We start from the raw sequence: 16,197 nt of genomic DNA, 5'->3' as shown, positions 1-16,197 counted from the left end.
GAGGGCGACTATACCCCCAGCCATTCCAGCCCGCCCGGCAATTCATCCGCGCTGAAATCCACCTGGAGAACGCGGCGGCGCTCAGGGCTTCTGGCAGCATCGGAAGCATGAAGAATGGGCGTGGAATATGCCCAGACATCGCCTGCCTCGGCAAGGCAGACAGCGATTCCACATTCCGCAACGACTTGGGCCACCGAAGATTCCGACACGCGCCCGTGCTCGTGCGATCCGGTCGCAATCAGCAGCGGGGCATTGGTGGCGGGCACATCATCGAGATGCACCCGCACCGTCACCATGCGCGAGAGTAACTCGATAGGCGGGGCGACATGGTACAGGCCCGCTTTGATCGACCACGGTTCAAAGCCAGGGACGTCGACCCTTTCGCGCACGCAGATGGTGCGATCCTGGTGCCAACCCAGCGACCAGTTGGTGGCCGCGCTCTTGTCAAACAGGATGGCGCGGACGGGCCTTGCCTCGGCGCCAATGGCCTTGCTGGCAATCGCGCCGATGCAGCCCGTTGGCGCCAGATGGGCGTGCAAGGCTGCCACCCCATGAAGGCGGATGCCGGCTTGATCGGGAGGCAGCGCATCCATGGCCGCCTCCAATTCCGGCAGATCCGCCAAGGCTGCCCCTCGAAAGAGTTGAGCACCATGTTCTGCCAGGCGCAGATCGTTGAGCGCCGTTACGCCAACCATTTGGCCACGCCTCGCGCCACTTCAGCCTTTGCCCGCTGCAACAGTTCGGGATGGCCTTCGCTCAGCACCTCCAGCAGGGCAGCAATCTCGCGCAGATAGACCCGCGCAAAGCCATCGCCGTGATCGACGATCGAGCGCGTATTGGAAATCACATCGGCCAGCTTCACCGTTTTCACATCGGCGGGCGCCTGTGCCAGATGATCGCGGTCGATGGTTTTGCGAACGGCGCGATTGCCGTCGTCGGGGCGGCTGACATCGGTCAGCCATGCAACCCCTCGCGCAATCTCTTCCCCGAACTGGTTGCGGACATCCTCGATGCTTGCCTCGGTATCCTCAACCACATCATGCAGCAGCGCCGCCACGATCCGCACCACCTCCAGGCAATGCAGCACATAGGGCTCGCCGGTATATTTGCGCTGCTGGCCGGCGTGCATCCGCGTGGCATAGGCGCAGGCATCGAGCACAATCAGCATGGCAGCAAGGTCTGGGGCGGGCAATACTTCAATCTCCAAACCATCGGTGGGTAGACGCCAGTCCACCCACCGATGGTATTCACGCCGATCTTAGTTGAAACCGCTCTCCGGTATAGACCCTGATCGTGTTCCCGCGCTCAAGCTCCTGATGGACCTGCCATTGTGACCGGCGCTGGTCATCCTTGGCTTGTCCACGCCGCTCCTCCAGCATGATCGCCAGCTTCAGCCGCGCTATCTTGCGGTTGGCCTGCTGGGATCGTTGCTCCTGCGCGGTGGCGACAAGGCCGGTGGGGCGATGGGTTGTCCGCACGGCGCTGTTGGTCTTGTTGACATGCTGCCCGCCGGGCCCGCTGGCGCGCATCGCCTGATAGTCGATATCCTCCTCCCGCAGGTCGCTGATGGTTTCAGGCTCCGGCGCCAGAGCGACACCCACGAACCAGTTTCGCCGCTTGTGGGTGGGTCGAAAGGGGCTGCTGCCGATCCACTGGTTGGTGCCGATGCGCTGCGCGGCAAAGGCTGAAGCCGCATCACCCGCGATGCGCAGCAGGATGGAGGACGGCAATTCCTCCGTCCCATCGAGCAATTCGCATTCCAGCCCCATGCCCTTGGCCTCCCGGGCGAAGGCGCGCGCCAGTTGCGCCACCACCCAGCAGCATTCCTGCGGACCTTTGCCCGCCGTGATATGCATGATCACCTCGTTCATGCCGCCCTCATCTTGTAGCTGAGAAGGGGCCGCAGCTTGGCAATCACGCGGATCAGGCCTGCCTGCTCCAGATCGGCGATGACCATGCCGATGTCTTTGTAGGCATCGGGTGCTTCCTCGAAGATCAGGCGGCGGTCCTCACAGATCACATGGCTGCCAAGGGCGGTCCGCTGCATATCGGCCACCTTGAAGCGGCGCGAGAGGCGGGCATGTGCATCCTTGCGGCTCCATTTGCGGCCCGCGCCATGGGCCAACGAATGGAGCGCATGATCGGCGCCATCCAGGATTGGCTTGACCAGATAGCTGAAATCGCCACGCGAACCCGGGATCGCCACCAGCCCCTTGTCGGTAGGTGCCGCCCCTTTGCGATGCAGCCACCCGCCTTGATACGGGGTGACGCTGTTGTGGCATATGTCCAATACGCGGCGACCACCAAGACCAAGGCTGTCACAAAAGCGCTCGGCGATGATCTGGCGGTTGAGGATGGCCCAGCCCAAGGCCGCATCATGGTCGGCCAGATAGGCTATGGCGTCCGGGCTGTCGGCGGGGATACCTTGGCTGGCATCAGACTGGCGATGCGCCTGCAAGACAGCCTGCCCCAACCCGCGCGACCCGCTGTGGACCATCATCCACACCCGATCCTGCGCCAGGCCCAATGCGGCAAAGCGCACCTCGTCCACCACCGCCTCGATGCGCTGGAATTCGACGAAATGGTTCCCCCCACCGATGGTGCCGAGCGCTGGACTGGCGAGACTTGGCGCCAATCCGGCCTCGGCAAGTGCCGCTGCGCCATCGCCTGCCCAAGGGGCATCCAGCCCATGCAACTTGCGCTCGACCGTGCTGAGGCGGAACTTGCGCAAGGGCAAGTCCGTTTCCCACAGGGCCATACCGCAGCCGATGTCGCTGCCCACCAGATGCGGCCAGATGCGGGTGGGCGACCAGAAGGCCGCGCCCACGGCGATTCCATTGCCTGCGTGCAGATCGGGTAAGCCGACGATCCGCGCCATGTTGTCATAACGAGCGCAAGCATCGAGTTGGTCCAGCGCCAGAGGATCGAAACGCGAGGGATCGCTGGCGATCAGGGTGACCTTGCTCATTGCGCGCCTCCCTTGCCGTGAGTGGCCAGCAACTTTTCCAGCGCGCTCATATCCTTGAGGATGCCGTCTCGCGGATCGACGAACATCTCCCTGCGGTAAAACATAGGCCCGCGACGGGCCAGGACGTTACCCTCGAACATCCATTCGCCGTCGCGTCCGATCGAGATGCGCGTCAGGACGAAGTCTTCGATATGTTGGCGCACATGCATTTTGACGGTGCTGCCCGTATCGATGCTGGCGCAAATCTCACTGAACACGGCGTCCCAGCGGCGCCCGCGCTGGCGGCGCAAGTAGCGCAGCAGCGGTGCGAGGTTTTCGTTGAGCATCTTGGTGTTACGCACGCCGATGCGGGCATGGCGTTTGAGTCCGATCTGCTTCGTGTCGGCGTCCGGTATCCTTTTCAGTTTGGGAGAAACGGCGTGGCTGGCGCCCCGGCGGGGGCGTTCGACAATCACCTTGAACATGTCATCGCGCATGATGCACCTCCCCGACGAGAGGAGCGGTCACAGCAAAAAATTTGGAAAAGTCAGTGGCGCAAAGGCCCTGAAAAGCAATCAGGCGAGACGGGTCGCCTGTGAGAGAATTGCCCATGCAATCTGTTCCTGAACACAGGGAAATAAGAAGTGATTTTTGTTGCGGGCGAATGCTGCGCGCATGGTCTTCTCCTTTCCTTGGCTTAAGAACAGGCCGGTATTGGCTGGACGGCCCATTACTTCGAATTGACCTTTCGTGCAAGTCGCTCAAAAACTGACCAGAATTTTTGCCAGAGGCGTTGCTTGAAAACCATCCTGTTCATTTGCAGCCAGAACCGCCTGCGCAGCCCAACGGCCGAGCAGGTGTTCGCCGATTATCCGGGGCTGGAGGTCTCCTCTGCCGGCACCAATCATGATGCCGAGAACCCACTGACCGCGGAACTGGTGTCATGGGCCGATATCATCGTGGTGATGGAAAAGCAGCATCGCGCAAAGGTGCAGCAGCGATTCCGCGCGGCCCTGCCTGGGCAACGTATCATCTGCCTCGATATCCCGGACGACTATGCTTTCATGCAACCGGAACTGGTGGAGCTGCTCAAGGCACGCATGGCGCGGCATCTGCCACCGGCATGATCATGAATGAACGACAAGTTTGGGTGGCTCCACCGGAGGCGTTGAACGTCTCCTTTGCGGGCGGTTCCAGTCGGCTATAAAGCGTTCGGCCCAAGCGCAAAGTGTACTTCGTCGGCGAGGCTGAGCTTCGTGCCGCGAGGACCATATGAGAAGCGATTTTTCTCCTCTCTCATATAGTCGCATCAACCCGAATGGTAGCGCCTACCTTGCCACGAGCGATCTGGTTGCCAAGAGCTAAGCCACAACAAAAACTCCCGCTTGATCTATCAGCCCCCCCGACGCTACCAATCTTGCGATTTCAGCCTCGATTCTTTCCCTTACCACGGAACTGGTCGCCTTGTTCCCAAGTGCACGGGACACTGCTTGCACAATCTGATCGCTGGTTGCACCAAAGTTAGTGCGCACAACATCTGTGATTGCCAGCATAAGTTCAGCAGGCGGCAAGTGATCGGCGCGGCGCAGGGTTGATGAGGTAGCAGCACTCCTATCCCGAACGGTCACGGGCGCTCCTGGGATCGAGAGGAATTGCCCGCTTCTTTCAATGCGCCCGGTCTTCAGGGCCACATCGGCAGCGCCTTCAATGACCGCCTGGATGCGACCGCCGGCACGTTTCAACCCCCACGCTGACCGGATACGCTCGATCACCTCATCAACATGCACCGGCCCTTCGATCCTGACCGCCTCCTCGACGAGTCCGGTCAGAATGCCAGTCGGTGTTTCGTGCAACTCCTCTGTCAGGTGTGCAGGCCGGTACAATACGGCCTCTTCGTAGAGGTTTGAAGGCTGATCATCAGCCGCCACATCCGCGTGGACAAAGCCCATCTCGGTCACATCTTCGCGTTCGACGCTGAAAATCTCGACAGGCACGGCGCGGAGGGGGCGATTTGATGCCTCCATACCGTGCTCGGCCTTAGCAGCCTCGACCCGCGCGATAATGAGGTCCAGTTGTTCATTCGGCCGGTGAAACCAATCGGTGCTCCAGACGCGGTGCATGTTCCAGCCGTGGCTTTCCAACACAGATTGACGCAGGCGGTCACGGTCGCGCGCCGATCGGGCATCGTGGTAGGCCGCTCCGTCACATTCGATACCCAGCAGATAGCGGCCCGGCATTTCTGGATCGGCAACAGCAAGGTCGATGAAAAAGCCTGCAAGGCCGACCTGACGGTGGACCTGATAGCCACGCGCCTGAAGCGCCTTGGCAACCTGCTCCTCAAACACGCTGTCATGATCGCGCCCGGTGCTTTCGGCCATGGTCATTCGGCCAGTGCGCGCGAAGTGCAGGAACAGGCGGAACGCAAACACGCCCTTGCGGCTCTGGGCAAAATCAGGATCGATGTCCTCATCGGTCATAGACGAAAAGACTTCACAGCGCTGCTTTGCACGGCTGATCAGAACGTTCAGGCGCCGTTCTCCCCCCTCTGAGCCCAACGGACCAAAGCGCATCGGCACCCGCCCGCCTGGCGTCGTCGGACCATAACCGACCGAGATGAAAATCACATCCCGCTCATCGCCCTGCACATTTTCGAGGTTCTTGACAAAAAAGGGCTCGGAATAATGGGCTTGGAAGAAGGCCTCGACTTCCGGCGTCGCTGAACGGCGGAGCAATTCGAGCTGATCCAGAATTGCCCGTCGCTGCGACACCGAGAAGGCCGCCACGCCGAGGGACAGGTCCGGATGGTCGCGGGCGTGAGCAATGATCGCTTTGGCGACGATCTTCGCCTCAAGCTGATTCGTCCTCGTACTCCCCGCGTCGAACAGCCCTTCGGCGATGTGGTGGAAGCGCAGCCCCATTCCCGCTTCGGCAGTGTAGGGACTGGGCACGATGAACAGCTTGCTCTCGTAAAACTGCCGATTGCTGACGGCAATCAGTGATTGATGCCGGCTGCGATAATGCCAGCGCAGCATCCGCATGGGCAGGCCACGCGCTGAAAACAACCCAAGGATGCTTTCAATATCGCCGACACGGCCGCCATCATCGTCATCGTCGTTGCTTGCGTTGCCGGTCATCTTCGAGAAAAAGGCTGTGGGCGGAAGTTGCTTGGGATCACCCACAACGACGACCTGCTTGGCTCGGGCGACAGCGCCCAGCGCATCCACCGGTTGAATTTGGCTCGCCTCGTCCATCACCAGCAGGTCAAATTCAAACGCGCCGGGGGCAAGGAACTGAGCAACGGAAAGCGGGCTCATCATAAAGACAGGCTTGAGGGCCTGTATGGCCGGTCCAGCCTTTTCCATGAGTTTGCGAATCGGCATGTGACCGCGCTTCTTTTGCATCTCCGTCCTGAGCGTCCCGAGCGGCCCAACAGGCAGACCGCCATCTCTGGCGGGAAGACGCTGGTGATGAGCGCGTGCGACCTCCAAACTGGCAGAAGCGATCCGCTGGCGATCAAGATCGGCAAATTCACGTGCTAGGCGCCCATGCAACGTCCCATCGAAACGGCCAAGTTCGGGATGTTCACGGACTTGGTCGGTGTGGATTGCCTCAAAATAGGCCATTTCAAAAGCCGGTATGACCGCTTCAGACATCAACCGGCCATCTTCAAGTCGGGCCGCAACATCGCTGCACCCCAATGCGCGGGCACGGTCAGCACGATCACGGTAAGCTACCCATTTCGACAATTGCTCGCCGCCAATGGCCCACTCTTCAAGCCGCTGGCGGAGCTGAACGAATGGCACTGCAGCCAGATCTGAAGTCCCGAGAGCAGTGGAGGTATCACAATGCAGATCACCCAGCAGCCCGTTGATATCCGCAACGAAAACCTCACCGTCACGTTCGAGCGTATTGGCGACGGGCTCCAGCACTTGCCGGTCCATGACACGACTGGCCAGCATCCGAATGTCACCATTGCCGTTGATCCAGTCGGCCATGGAACTGAGATCCGCCCAAGCCGATGCACGTCCCTGCCAACTGAGGTCAAACGCCGATTGCCCCAAACTCTCATTATCGTCGAGGCTCGCAGCGCAGCGCTGCCCTTCTGCAAGATCGTCCAGCGTTTCAAGGCGAAGGTTCAGGTCGGCTGGAACCTCAAGGGCAACTATCGCGCTTGCCTGATCGGCCGCATTGAAATCGGAAACAGAGCCTTGCAGGGCTGACAAATCTGCCCGCTCCGCCGTCAAAGCATCGCCAAACATCAGCTCTTGAGAAGGCAAATCGCTCCACAGCATTTCGATCACGGGGAAGACTTCAGCCAGCAGGGCTTCCGTGCGCGCCAGACGCATACCGATTTCATCACGGTCGGGACGTTTGGCGGCCACGATTCGAGGTTCGGCGCCGAGGCCTTTCAATGAGCGCATCCATTCCACTAACGCGAACAGCGCCGTAGAAGCCGAGCGATCACCGCGCCAGTCACCTCCAAACGCGCTGCGCGCGAAAGTCTCATCACTTTCAATGGCACGCCGCGCAGTCTGCCCTTCGGCCAGCGCATCGAGTTGACTGAGAGTCTCATCCAACGGCTGATCCGGATTGGTCAGGACGCTACGAACGAGGCGGTTGGCATTGCGCCAATTGCTACTAAAGATTTTGAAGAAGCCGGTACCATGCGATGCCAATGTCGCACGCGCCGTTCCCAACTCCATCGACCATGCCGCGTCGACGAGCCCACTGCCAATTACACTTCGAGATGCTTCGAGCCGTTGCACAGCTTCGGCTATGTCGCCCGCATGCTCAACGCCATTATCCCACAGGTCGGCAGCAAAGGCATCTGCGCTGGCTTCCGGTGCAGCCACCACACGCTCGCCCACACGCAAAAAGCGCTTGATGTCGGCGAATGTCACGGGAGCTTCACGCCCCATGGATCGCGCGAGCGCATCTGCTTCGGCCTTCAGGCGTGGCAACTTTTCTACCAGCAAAGACAGTCGGGCGAATGCTTCGGGTAAGAAGGTGGCAGGCAGTTTTCCGAGTTGCAGACGCGCGTCTGCAAGATCTGTCTCCCATGCGGCGTCGCTGTAGGTTGGTGCCAACTTGGTCTTCAGCGAGGCGTAGCGGGTGCCAGTGTCAAGCAGGTTGGCAATATCTTGGCCCCGATCATCCCATGCAGGTGATCCGAGAGCCTGCGCAGACAAGGACGGTGCACTGGCAACTCGCCGCGCCAATGCGATCAGCGTACCCGTTTCCTGCAAACTGGGCACAGCATTGCTTTCGAGAGTCGCAGCTAGCGCGGCTTGGTCAGTTTCGAGTTGATCCAGCCGTTCCGTCAGCGCGACAAAGCGGCTGGTAAATCGTTCGACCTCCATGGGGGAAGCAGAAGCCAGCCCGACGCCGCGCCAGACATGATCGGCAGGTTTGCCGATCACCTCAACCCGCTCGACCAACTCGGACAAGATGCCGTGCCGTTCAGCGAAACCGTCTGCCGACCATGTTTCAGGAGCATCAAGCACAATGTCGTTGGGTTGCTCGCCGTCCAGCCGTAAACGGGCCAATTGCCCGATCACCTGATAGGGGGTGAGCGCACTTGTAGCATGAAGTCGATGCATACGCGCGGCATGGTTGTTCAGCAGATCCCGGGCCTCTGTCAGACGCGCATGGAGTGAGCCCGGATCGCTGCCTTTCGGCGCGCCCAATTCCCATGTGCGGCGCAGTTCATCGAGTACCGCACGTTTGTTCGCCTTGTTGCTATGCAGCTCCAGACAGGCATCGCCCACGCCAGTGGCGTCGAGCCTGCGCTTTACAACCTCCAGCGCAGCCATTTTCTCGGCGACAAACAGTACCGTTTTGCCGTCGGCGACGGCCGAGGCGATGACATTGGAGATCGTCTGGCTCTTTCCAGTTCCAGGCGGCCCCTGAATCACCATGTCCCGACCACGGCGAACTTCATGCACAGCCAGAGCCTGACTGCTGTCGCTGTCCAGGATGTGCAGCATCTCTGCCGGCGGAATGAAGGGATCGATCTTTGCGTCTTCAGGTATCATTCCGTCGACACTGTCGAACCCATCGGCCAGCAGACCGCGCACCAGCGGTCTTTCGCTGATCCGCGCATGATCCGGCCAGGTTGCAGGATCAAGGTCCCTATACATCAAGAATTTAGCAAATGAGAAGAAGCCCAACGCCATGTCGTCATGCAAAACAGCCCAGCCGTCCTTAGCCGCGACCGCATCGGCGACCTCGTCCATGTAGGCAATCGGCTCGAAATTATCGGTAGCCTCGAACGTGGGCAGGCGAATACCATGGACTCGGTCAAGGTAGGCTTCGAGCGACAGGTTGGAGGCGAACTCTTCTGGCCTTGCCCGAAGTTTGAACTTTTCACCGGCATTGCCGCGCTCGAGAGATACTGGGATCAACAGTAGCGGCGCGAAGCGAATGTTGGCAGCGTTGGTGGGGTCAATCCACTTGAGCATGCCGAGGGTCAGATAGAGAATGTTGACGCCCTGTTCCTCTTCCAACGTGCGCGCGTCAAAATACAATTCGAGCAGGCGCTTCTGGAGTCCCTTCGGAGTCAGTCGCGTTTGCAGACGGGTATCGGCGTGACGACCGAAAACGCCACGCTCATCAGCAACGTCATCTTCAGGCTGGGCAAGATCCAAAATCTCATCCGCATCGTCTCCCACCGCCTCGTCGACATCTGTGTCACGTGCTGCTTTCCCGGCCAGAAACGTAAAAACCTTGGCTTCACGAACGAGCAGCCTGAATATTTCAGCGCTTTTTTCGTCGACAATTTCTATCGATCGGGCACTTTTCGACGCTCGCGGCAGATTGAGCAGTCTGTTGCGAGCGGAAAGATCGAGCAATTCCATACGTGCGCGATCCAGCTTTTCCGTGATCGGCAGATCGCTTTGGAACACCGAAGTCGTCTCGACATCGGACTGCGGAATCATAGTCGTGGCCATGGAATACCCCCTAGGCCCCATCGTGCTAATTATGCTTTCTTAAGTCCAGCGATTAATCTTTTAAGCGACACCCGACGGCAAGTGAAACCGTCGATCGAAATCATGCGCTGCCGTTCTCACGGTTGGCACTTTTAAAGCCTGGGGGCGTCATCGTGGGTATTGGCAGCAGGGTGACATTCACTCTCGTCCGAATGCTCAAACCTTCAATTTGTGCGACATTAATCATCCGTCTAACTGGGGGGGCTCTGGAAAGGAGATAGTCGCCGGGTGATTAGTTCAAGCCGTCTGCAAACTATGAAACGCTGCAGTAAGCGACCAGACGGCAACAGGCCGGTTGCTTCTATTCCGAAATGATGGACGACTTAGTGGGCCATCCTGCCCGCCGCTTCCGCGCGGTCCATGATCAGGCTCTAGGTCGCCTTTGGCGCCCCCGGACCGCATGTCTGCGTTCCGTCCTTTCAGGTGACGATCCTTTGTCCAAAGTTCTGAAGTCTTTCTGCTGACGCCGCGCTGCTGCGCGGCGGCGTTGGTGTGGCCTTCCCCTCGGAGCGCGGGTGGGCGGCGCGCCCTTTTGGGCGGGCCCGTCCGGGCTGCAAGCCGCGCCTTCGGCCCGGCTCCTCCACTGCGTTGCGGCCAAAGGTGCAGCCCGGACCTGTGGTCCCGCCCTGAACGGCGCTGGTGCCGCCCGCCCACGCTCCAAGGGGAAGCCAATGTGGGTTTGGGGTGGCGCAAGGAGGATACCATGCGTCATACAAGCAAGCGTCGTGCTGCGGGCGAGGGTGAAGCGCCGCGCGGCGGGAACCGCAATTCGCTTTACGATGAAGTGACGGCAAAGATCATCGCCCAGCTTGAGGCAGGGCGCTTTCCATGGGGGCAGCCATGGGGGGCGGTGGATGGTTCGGGGCAGGGTGGCGTGGGTCCCGCCTTGCCGCACAATGCGCTGACCGGCAGGAGCTATTCCGGCGTCAATATCCTGCTGCTCTGGGGCAGCGTGATTGAAGGGGGCTATCCTTCCCAAGGCTGGCTGACTTTCCGGCAGGCGCTGGAAGCTGGCGGCAATGTCCGCAAGGGCGAGAAGGGTGTCACGGTAGTCTATGCCGACCGCTTCACCCCGCAGGCCGAGAAGACCCGCGCGCAGGAAAGCGGCGAGGATGCAAGGTCGGTTCCTTTCCTCAAACGCTTTACTGTCTTCAATGTCGCGCAATGCGAGGGGCTGGGGGAAGGGCAGGGCAAAGACCTGTTTGGTGATCCTGCGCCCTTGCCTGAGCGTGAGATGGTGCCGCTGGCCGAAGAGGTCATCACCGCATCAGGCGTGCCTTTCCGCATCGGCGGGGGCAAGGCCTTCTATGTGCCCTCTGCCGATTATGTGCAGGTTCCCCCGCAACCGGCCTTCTTCGAGCAGATCAATTACTATCGCACGGCCCTGCATGAACTTTGCCATGCGACAGGCCATGGCTCGCGGCTGGATCGCAAGCTCGCCAATCCCTTTGGCAGCAAGGACTATGCCCGCGAGGAACTGGTGGCGGAAATGGGTTCGGCCTTCCTCTGTGCGGCGCTGGGTATTGTGCCGACTGTGCGCCATGCCGATTACCTCGGCTCATGGCTGGAAGTTTTGCGCGAGGACAATCGGGCGATCTTCCGCGCCGCCAGTCAGGCCAGCAAGGCCGCTGACTGGCTGCTGGCAAAGCATGCCGAATACAGGGTGAGCAAGGACAGCGAGGATGGCAGGTATGCACCGGAGTCGAAGCCTGCTGAACCGGAGCAGGGCTCCATCACCGAAGGGAGGGCAGCGGCATGATCCTCCTTCCCGAAAAGATCCGTGTGGCCCTGCTGGTCAATGGTGCCCTTCATAGGGTGGCGCAGCGCGACAATCTGCCCGCGCCCGATCCGGTGCCTTTGCTCAAACTGTTCAACCCTTGCGGCGCGGCAACATGGCTGGCGAGCGAACTGGACGAGGATGGCGATACCTTATTCGGGTTGGCCGATCTTGGCTTTGGTTGTCCGGAGTTGGGCTATTTCTCGCTGAACGAGATCGCTTCGGTGCGTCTGCCCCTAGGCCTGCGGATCGAGCGCGACCAACATTTTTCCAGCCATCACCCGCTGTCCTTATGGACGCAGACTGCGCGGCGATTGGGATCGCTCACCTGGGCGGAAATGTCTCTGAAGCGGAACGGTGGTGTGTCCAATCGCAGCGGCAGGGCATAGGCCATGGCGCGCGATCAACAGCACCGGGGCCAGCCTCAGGAACAGGCAGAGCGGCAACGCCAGCGCCTTGTCGCCCTGCTCGACACTTTGCCGATGGTGGAGAGGGCAGCTTACCTTCTGTCAGCCAGCGATGGCCTCAGCCATGGTGCCATCGCTTTCCGCCTTGGGGTGAGTGTCGCGGAGGTGGAAACCGCTCTGGCAGGGGCTCTGAGCAAGCTTACCGAGGGGTTGGAGGAGCCCTGACAGCGAGGCGACCGGCATGGAAGCAGGGACAGGCGCGGAAAGGGCGTTGAGAGGCTGTGTGTCGCCCCGTGGCGTGGGCGTAGGGGCGAAAGCGGGGCAGATCGAAGGGGTGATGGCCATCAGACCATCACCCCTTCACGGCAGCTTCCAGTGCGGCGAGACGTTCCGTGCAGATGGTGTGGACGATGCGCCCGAGTTCCTCGACCCGTTCCCCCAGCCATGCCAGTTCCTCGGCGGTGATCCGGTAGTGTTTCGAGTAGCGCGCTTTGACGTAAGCGTCTTTCAGCTTCTCGAACAGGGCGCGGTCCTTGCGCAATTCGCGGGGCCATGCAGCTACAAGCCGTAGGTCCAGCCGCTCGGCCTGGGTGCGCAGGAAGGCGAGATTGTGATTGTGTGGCGAATACAAGGTGCTTACGAGAAGGACCGCGTGGAAGAGGCTCTCCGTCGCTTGATGGAGAAGGAACGCAGCCTTCTTGTTCCATCCCTTTTCAGCAGTGAATCTCGCTGTCTCGAGAAACTGCAGAGCGCCGGGCATCCACTCCTCAAAATACTCCCGCGCCATATCGAGATTGGCCTGCGGAGTTCTGGGCACCGGCCTTGCCAGCTCACGGTCATCGGATTCGTAGATCGCGATGCCTTCGTTGGCGATGTCCATGAAGAAGAACCGCCCATGGGCAAGACCATCGTTCACCTGCTGGAGCGAATGCACGATGAAATTGACCGGCGTCCGCAACCGCCCCGCGATCATCTCCTCGATGAGACGTTCATCCGCGCGGGTCCAGTAGGCGGCCCGGTCAGCCAGTTCCTTCTGGCTGACGATAATCAGCAAATCGAAGTCCGAACGATAGCCTTTGGCGGTATGAGGTTCATCCACCCAACCGCCGCGCGAATGACTACCATATAGAAGAATCTTGACGATCTTCCCCGTCCTGCGCCTGCCGGTCGCTTCCACATGGGCACCGTCGAATTCCTCGAACAGCAGTTGCACCACGCGCTCGAGTTCGCGCTGCTTGTGGGCCGGCAGATGATCGAGATCGGTCTTCATCACCTCATCCTAACAACATCTTGCATGGCCCGCGCAACCGAATTGACCGATGGCGAAAAGGGGGCCGCGTTCCTGCATCGCTATCCGATCCCCAGGACACGCAGTGATTTACCCCAAGGGGCTTTGCCACCGGCCTTGCCATCGCCAAAGCTACCCAAAGCCGTCGCCCCTAATCTCCGCGAATCATCCCATAAAGCCAGCCGTTTGGCCACCCATACAAGTCGTCTATCGGCGCATGGGACAGGCCCATGCGGAGGATCGGACGCACGCCCAAAGCGGGCGTAAGTGTAATGGACCCTACGCACGGGTGCTGCTGCCAATTTCAGCATGAAAATCAGCCTCTTGAGGCTGTAATACGCGTGGGGCGGATTTTCGGTGCTGCGTTGTACAGTGCACACAAGCCTCAACAGGTGCGGCCTCAACCAGCGGAAAGAGAACCGTTTTCTCCCGTAATACATGTACCACCCGGCATTGCAGACCTTTGGTTGAGAAAGGAAATGTGACCCCGGAAAAATCGGTTCCTCCCGAGGTGCTGTGGGGCTCGGGATCGCGCCATGCGTCGGGATGCTGAGCTTGAAATGCAGGCCGGGCACCTGTATCTTCGACAGTGCTTCATGACCCCGGCGAAGGTTTCCCCATAAGGAGACCTTACCCATGTTCAGAATGAATTTCCGTCCTGACAGCTTGCTGCACATCGCTTTGATGCGACGTGATTGCGGTGCCAGCCTATCCCTATCGGGTCTGGTTCGGCAGTTGCTTAAGCAGACTGCCGATAAGCGTCGACGATACGCTTTCCCCCCGGCGGATGACATCCTTGCCCCCTTGATCCGGGGCCTATCTTGCAACATCGAGTGGCCAGCAATCGTCCATAGCGTTCGACCTGGCATGGCGCAGGCGCGCACCGTCCTCGCTGAGAGTGGGGAGGCAGATGGCCAAGCGAGGCGCTGCATGACGGGTGTCATGCCTCCCGTTAGCACCGTGCGGCGGCGAGGTTTGCCCGGCGACTTCCCCATACTGATTGCACCCTGTGGCGGGCAACTCATCGCGGAAAGGGATATGCCCCAATGAAGAAGAGCATCACACCCGCTCAGCCCCAGATGACCCCGATAGTCGCCGCGCCGACGATGCCCAGACCGTTGGCTTTGCGCATCCCCGAGGTCCAGCGCATGACCGGTCTTGGCCGTACAAAACTCTATGCCCTTATTGCCGATGGCGAGTTGGCCACGATCAAGATCGGCAGGGCAACACTGATCCCGCTGGCTAGTCTTGAAGCCCTGCTTGAACGCGGCCAGCAGCATCGTCCCTAACCGTGCTTCTGTTCCGGAAAGGGCAGGATCGCGGCACCATCACGCAGCGCGTCGAGATAGTCGGACCACCATTGCGCCATCTCGACGCGCTCTTTCCAATGGGTCCCGCGATGATAGGCAGCCCGCACCTTATCGCTGTCGCCATGGGCGAGCGCCCGCTCAATCGCGTCGGCTGACCATTTGCCGGATTCGTTGAGCAGGGTGCTGGCCATCGCTCGAAACCCGTGCGCTGTCATTTCGTCGCCCGTGTAACCCAAGCGGCGTAATCCCGCATTGACGGTGTTTTCGCTCATCGGGCGTTTGCGCGTGCGGATCGAGGGGAAGACATAGCCTGTCGGGCCAGTAAGCGGCATCAGTTCTTGGAACACCTCAACGGATTGCCGGGATAGGGGAATATGATGGGCTTTGCGCATCTTCATTTTTTCCGCAGGGATTGTCCACAAGCCCGCATCAAGATCAATGTCTGCCCATTCGGCGTGCCTCAATTCGCCGGGGCGTACGAAAACATAGGCGGAAAGGCGCATGGCGATTTTCGTGATGCCCATGCCTTCGTAGGTTTCAATTGCACGGAGCAATTCTCCTGCCGCTTTTGGATCCGTGATAGCGCCGTAATGCTTTGATCGTGGGGCAGTCAGGGCGCCGCGCAGGTCGCGACTTGGATCAGACACGAGCCGAGCCGTGGCGATCGCGTAACGGAAGACTCGCCCCGCTAGTTGCAGCACGCGGCGCGATGTTTCGTAATTTCCTTTGGTTTCGATACGACGCAGAACCGCCAGCAGATCGGGCGCAGTGATTTCTGATACGGGCATCCGGGCAATCTGGCTGCCCATGCGCGAGATGTAATATTCGCTCTTATCGGCGGTGGATTCCGACATTCCTTCACGGCGGCGCTTGTTGATGAACTCTTGTGCAATTTCGCCAAAGGTGTTTGCTGCGGAGACCTTTGCTCTGAGCTTGATCTTCTGCTTTTCCCTTGCGGGATCGGTGCCGCTTGCAAGGGATTCCTTTGCCTTGTCCCGCTCTTTGCGGGCCATGGCCAGTTTGACCTGAGGCCACCCGCCGAACGAAAGTAGCTTTTCCTTGCCGCTAACGCGAAATTTCATGCGCCACAATTTTCCGCCCGCCGGAGTGACGAACAGATAAAGGCCACCTGAATCACTGAGCTTGTAAGCCTTATCCTTTGGCTTGGCATTTCGGACTGCGGTTTCTGTCAGCGCCATACCCCGGACGCTCCTCATGACCTTGGGGGTATCGAATTTTCGGGGTAGCGTACCACCCCACTTCATACCCCCATTTCGGGATGGCTGTCAGCGAACCCATGCGGACGCAGACGACCGGCTCATGAGAAAATATAGCAGATTTCCGAGGTTTATAAAGCCCTGAGCGGCCTTCGGCGGTCAAGGAAATGGTGGGCGATGACGGGCTCGAACCGCCGACCCTCTCGGTGTAAACGAGATGCTCTACCAACTGAGCTAATCGCCCCAATCACGGGAAGGGCGC

Annotated in this window: 13 protein-coding genes and 1 tRNA gene; 5 read left to right on the top strand and 9 right to left on the bottom strand. The window is 60.0% G+C overall.

The features are described 5' to 3' along the window. Nucleotides 1-8: 8 nt before the first annotated feature. The 5 genes from PQ467_RS15990 to PQ467_RS15970 are packed head-to-tail and all read right to left on the bottom strand — an operon-like array spanning nt 9 to nt 3,444. Nucleotides 9-695 (bottom strand): phytanoyl-CoA dioxygenase family protein, encoded by a 687-nt coding sequence (locus PQ467_RS15990; RefSeq protein ID WP_274174355.1) that lies wholly within the window; start codon nt 693-695, stop codon nt 9-11. Continuing rightward, nucleotides 683-1,192, bottom strand: a complete 510-nt coding sequence (locus PQ467_RS15985) for an HD domain-containing protein (RefSeq protein ID WP_274174354.1) — start codon at nt 1,190-1,192, stop codon at nt 683-685. Before PQ467_RS15985 ends, PQ467_RS15990 begins: the two co-directional genes overlap by 13 nt. 55 nt (nt 1,193-1,247) lie before the next feature. Further along, entirely contained in the window at nt 1,248-1,871 is a 624-nt protein-coding gene (gene prfH, locus PQ467_RS15980; RefSeq protein WP_274174353.1) for a peptide chain release factor H, read from the bottom strand. Beyond that, nucleotides 1,868-2,968: an RNA ligase RtcB family protein gene (locus PQ467_RS15975; protein ID WP_274174352.1), complete on the bottom strand. Its 1,101-nt coding sequence runs from the start codon at nt 2,966-2,968 to the stop codon at nt 1,868-1,870. Before PQ467_RS15975 ends, prfH begins: the two co-directional genes overlap by 4 nt. After that, entirely contained in the window at nt 2,965-3,444 is a 480-nt protein-coding gene (locus PQ467_RS15970; RefSeq protein ID WP_274174351.1) for a hypothetical protein, read from the bottom strand. Before PQ467_RS15970 ends, PQ467_RS15975 begins: the two co-directional genes overlap by 4 nt. Nucleotides 3,445-3,744: 300 nt before the next feature. Between PQ467_RS15970 and PQ467_RS15965 the strand changes: the two genes are divergently transcribed. Further along, nucleotides 3,745-4,074, top strand: coding sequence for a low molecular weight protein tyrosine phosphatase family protein (locus PQ467_RS15965; protein ID WP_274174350.1), 330 nt, complete (start codon nt 3,745-3,747; stop codon nt 4,072-4,074). Nucleotides 4,075-4,308: 234 nt separating this feature from the next. Here PQ467_RS15965 and PQ467_RS15960 read toward each other — a convergent pair whose 3' ends face one another. Continuing rightward, nucleotides 4,309-9,897, bottom strand: a complete 5,589-nt coding sequence (locus PQ467_RS15960) for a DUF3320 domain-containing protein (protein WP_274174349.1) — start codon at nt 9,895-9,897, stop codon at nt 4,309-4,311. A gap of 742 nt (nt 9,898-10,639) precedes the next feature. On the opposite strand from PQ467_RS15960, the gene PQ467_RS15955 reads away from it, so the two are divergent. From PQ467_RS15955 to PQ467_RS15945, 3 genes are read left to right on the top strand one after another with little or no spacing between them, the layout of a single operon-like run. Then, the gene (locus PQ467_RS15955; RefSeq protein ID WP_274174347.1) at nt 10,640-11,695 is read left to right on the top strand and encodes an ArdC family protein; all 1,056 of its coding nucleotides are present in this window, start codon (nt 10,640-10,642) and stop codon (nt 11,693-11,695) included. Next, on the top strand, nt 11,692-12,102 hold the full coding sequence (locus tag PQ467_RS15950) for a DUF2958 domain-containing protein (RefSeq protein WP_274174346.1): 411 nt from the start codon (nt 11,692-11,694) through the stop codon (nt 12,100-12,102). The genes PQ467_RS15955 and PQ467_RS15950 overlap by 4 nt, the downstream gene beginning before the upstream one ends. A 3-nt stretch (nt 12,103-12,105) precedes the next feature. Next, nucleotides 12,106-12,345, top strand: a complete 240-nt coding sequence (locus PQ467_RS15945) for an RNA polymerase sigma factor (protein ID WP_274174345.1) — start codon at nt 12,106-12,108, stop codon at nt 12,343-12,345. A 127-nt stretch (nt 12,346-12,472) separates the two neighbouring features. Here PQ467_RS15945 and PQ467_RS15940 read toward each other — a convergent pair whose 3' ends face one another. Continuing rightward, nucleotides 12,473-13,390: a HEPN domain-containing protein gene (locus tag PQ467_RS15940; protein ID WP_274174344.1), complete on the bottom strand. Its 918-nt coding sequence runs from the start codon at nt 13,388-13,390 to the stop codon at nt 12,473-12,475. A gap of 1,064 nt (nt 13,391-14,454) precedes the next feature. Here PQ467_RS15940 and PQ467_RS15935 point away from each other — a divergent pair. Beyond that, complete coding sequence (locus tag PQ467_RS15935; protein WP_274174343.1) at nt 14,455-14,697, top strand: helix-turn-helix domain-containing protein; 243 nt, start codon at nt 14,455-14,457, stop codon at nt 14,695-14,697. Here the strand turns inward: PQ467_RS15935 and PQ467_RS15930 are convergent. Both PQ467_RS15930 and PQ467_RS15925 read right to left on the bottom strand, forming a co-directional pair. Next, entirely contained in the window at nt 14,694-15,917 is a 1,224-nt protein-coding gene (locus PQ467_RS15930; protein WP_274174342.1) for a tyrosine-type recombinase/integrase, read from the bottom strand. The two genes, PQ467_RS15935 and PQ467_RS15930, sit on opposite strands and share 4 nt — an antisense overlap. Before the next feature lie 186 nt (nt 15,918-16,103). Beyond that, nucleotides 16,104-16,179: transfer RNA gene (locus PQ467_RS15925), tRNA-Val, on the bottom strand. Nucleotides 16,180-16,197 lie beyond the last annotated feature (18 nt).

It is taken from the genome of Novosphingobium sp. KACC 22771 (assembly GCF_028736195.1).
In the GTDB taxonomy this organism is placed as follows: Bacteria; Pseudomonadota; Alphaproteobacteria; order Sphingomonadales; family Sphingomonadaceae; genus Novosphingobium.
This window is presented reverse-complemented; position numbering and strand designations above follow the sequence as displayed.

Excerpts from the sequence above, each read along its gene's own strand:
- PQ467_RS15930 (WP_274174342.1), bottom strand. The coding sequence starts at position 15,917 with ATGGCGCTGACAGAAACCGCAGTCCGAAATGCCAAGCCAAAGGATAAG.
- PQ467_RS15935 (WP_274174343.1), top strand. The coding sequence starts at position 14,455 with ATGAAGAAGAGCATCACACCCGCTCAGCCCCAGATGACCCCGATAGTC.
- prfH (WP_274174353.1), bottom strand. The coding sequence starts at position 1,871 with ATGAACGAGGTGATCATGCATATCACGGCGGGCAAAGGTCCGCAGGAA.
- PQ467_RS15945 (WP_274174345.1), top strand. The coding sequence starts at position 12,106 with ATGGCGCGCGATCAACAGCACCGGGGCCAGCCTCAGGAACAGGCAGAG.
- PQ467_RS15990 (WP_274174355.1), bottom strand. The coding sequence starts at position 695 with ATGGTTGGCGTAACGGCGCTCAACGATCTGCGCCTGGCAGAACATGGT.
- PQ467_RS15955 (WP_274174347.1), top strand. The coding sequence starts at position 10,640 with ATGCGTCATACAAGCAAGCGTCGTGCTGCGGGCGAGGGTGAAGCGCCG.
- PQ467_RS15970 (WP_274174351.1), bottom strand. The coding sequence starts at position 3,444 with ATGCGCGATGACATGTTCAAGGTGATTGTCGAACGCCCCCGCCGGGGC.
- PQ467_RS15940 (WP_274174344.1), bottom strand. The coding sequence starts at position 13,390 with ATGAAGACCGATCTCGATCATCTGCCGGCCCACAAGCAGCGCGAACTC.
- PQ467_RS15950 (WP_274174346.1), top strand. The coding sequence starts at position 11,692 with ATGATCCTCCTTCCCGAAAAGATCCGTGTGGCCCTGCTGGTCAATGGT.
- PQ467_RS15975 (WP_274174352.1), bottom strand. The coding sequence starts at position 2,968 with ATGAGCAAGGTCACCCTGATCGCCAGCGATCCCTCGCGTTTCGATCCT.
- PQ467_RS15960 (WP_274174349.1), bottom strand. The coding sequence starts at position 9,897 with ATGGCCACGACTATGATTCCGCAGTCCGATGTCGAGACGACTTCGGTG.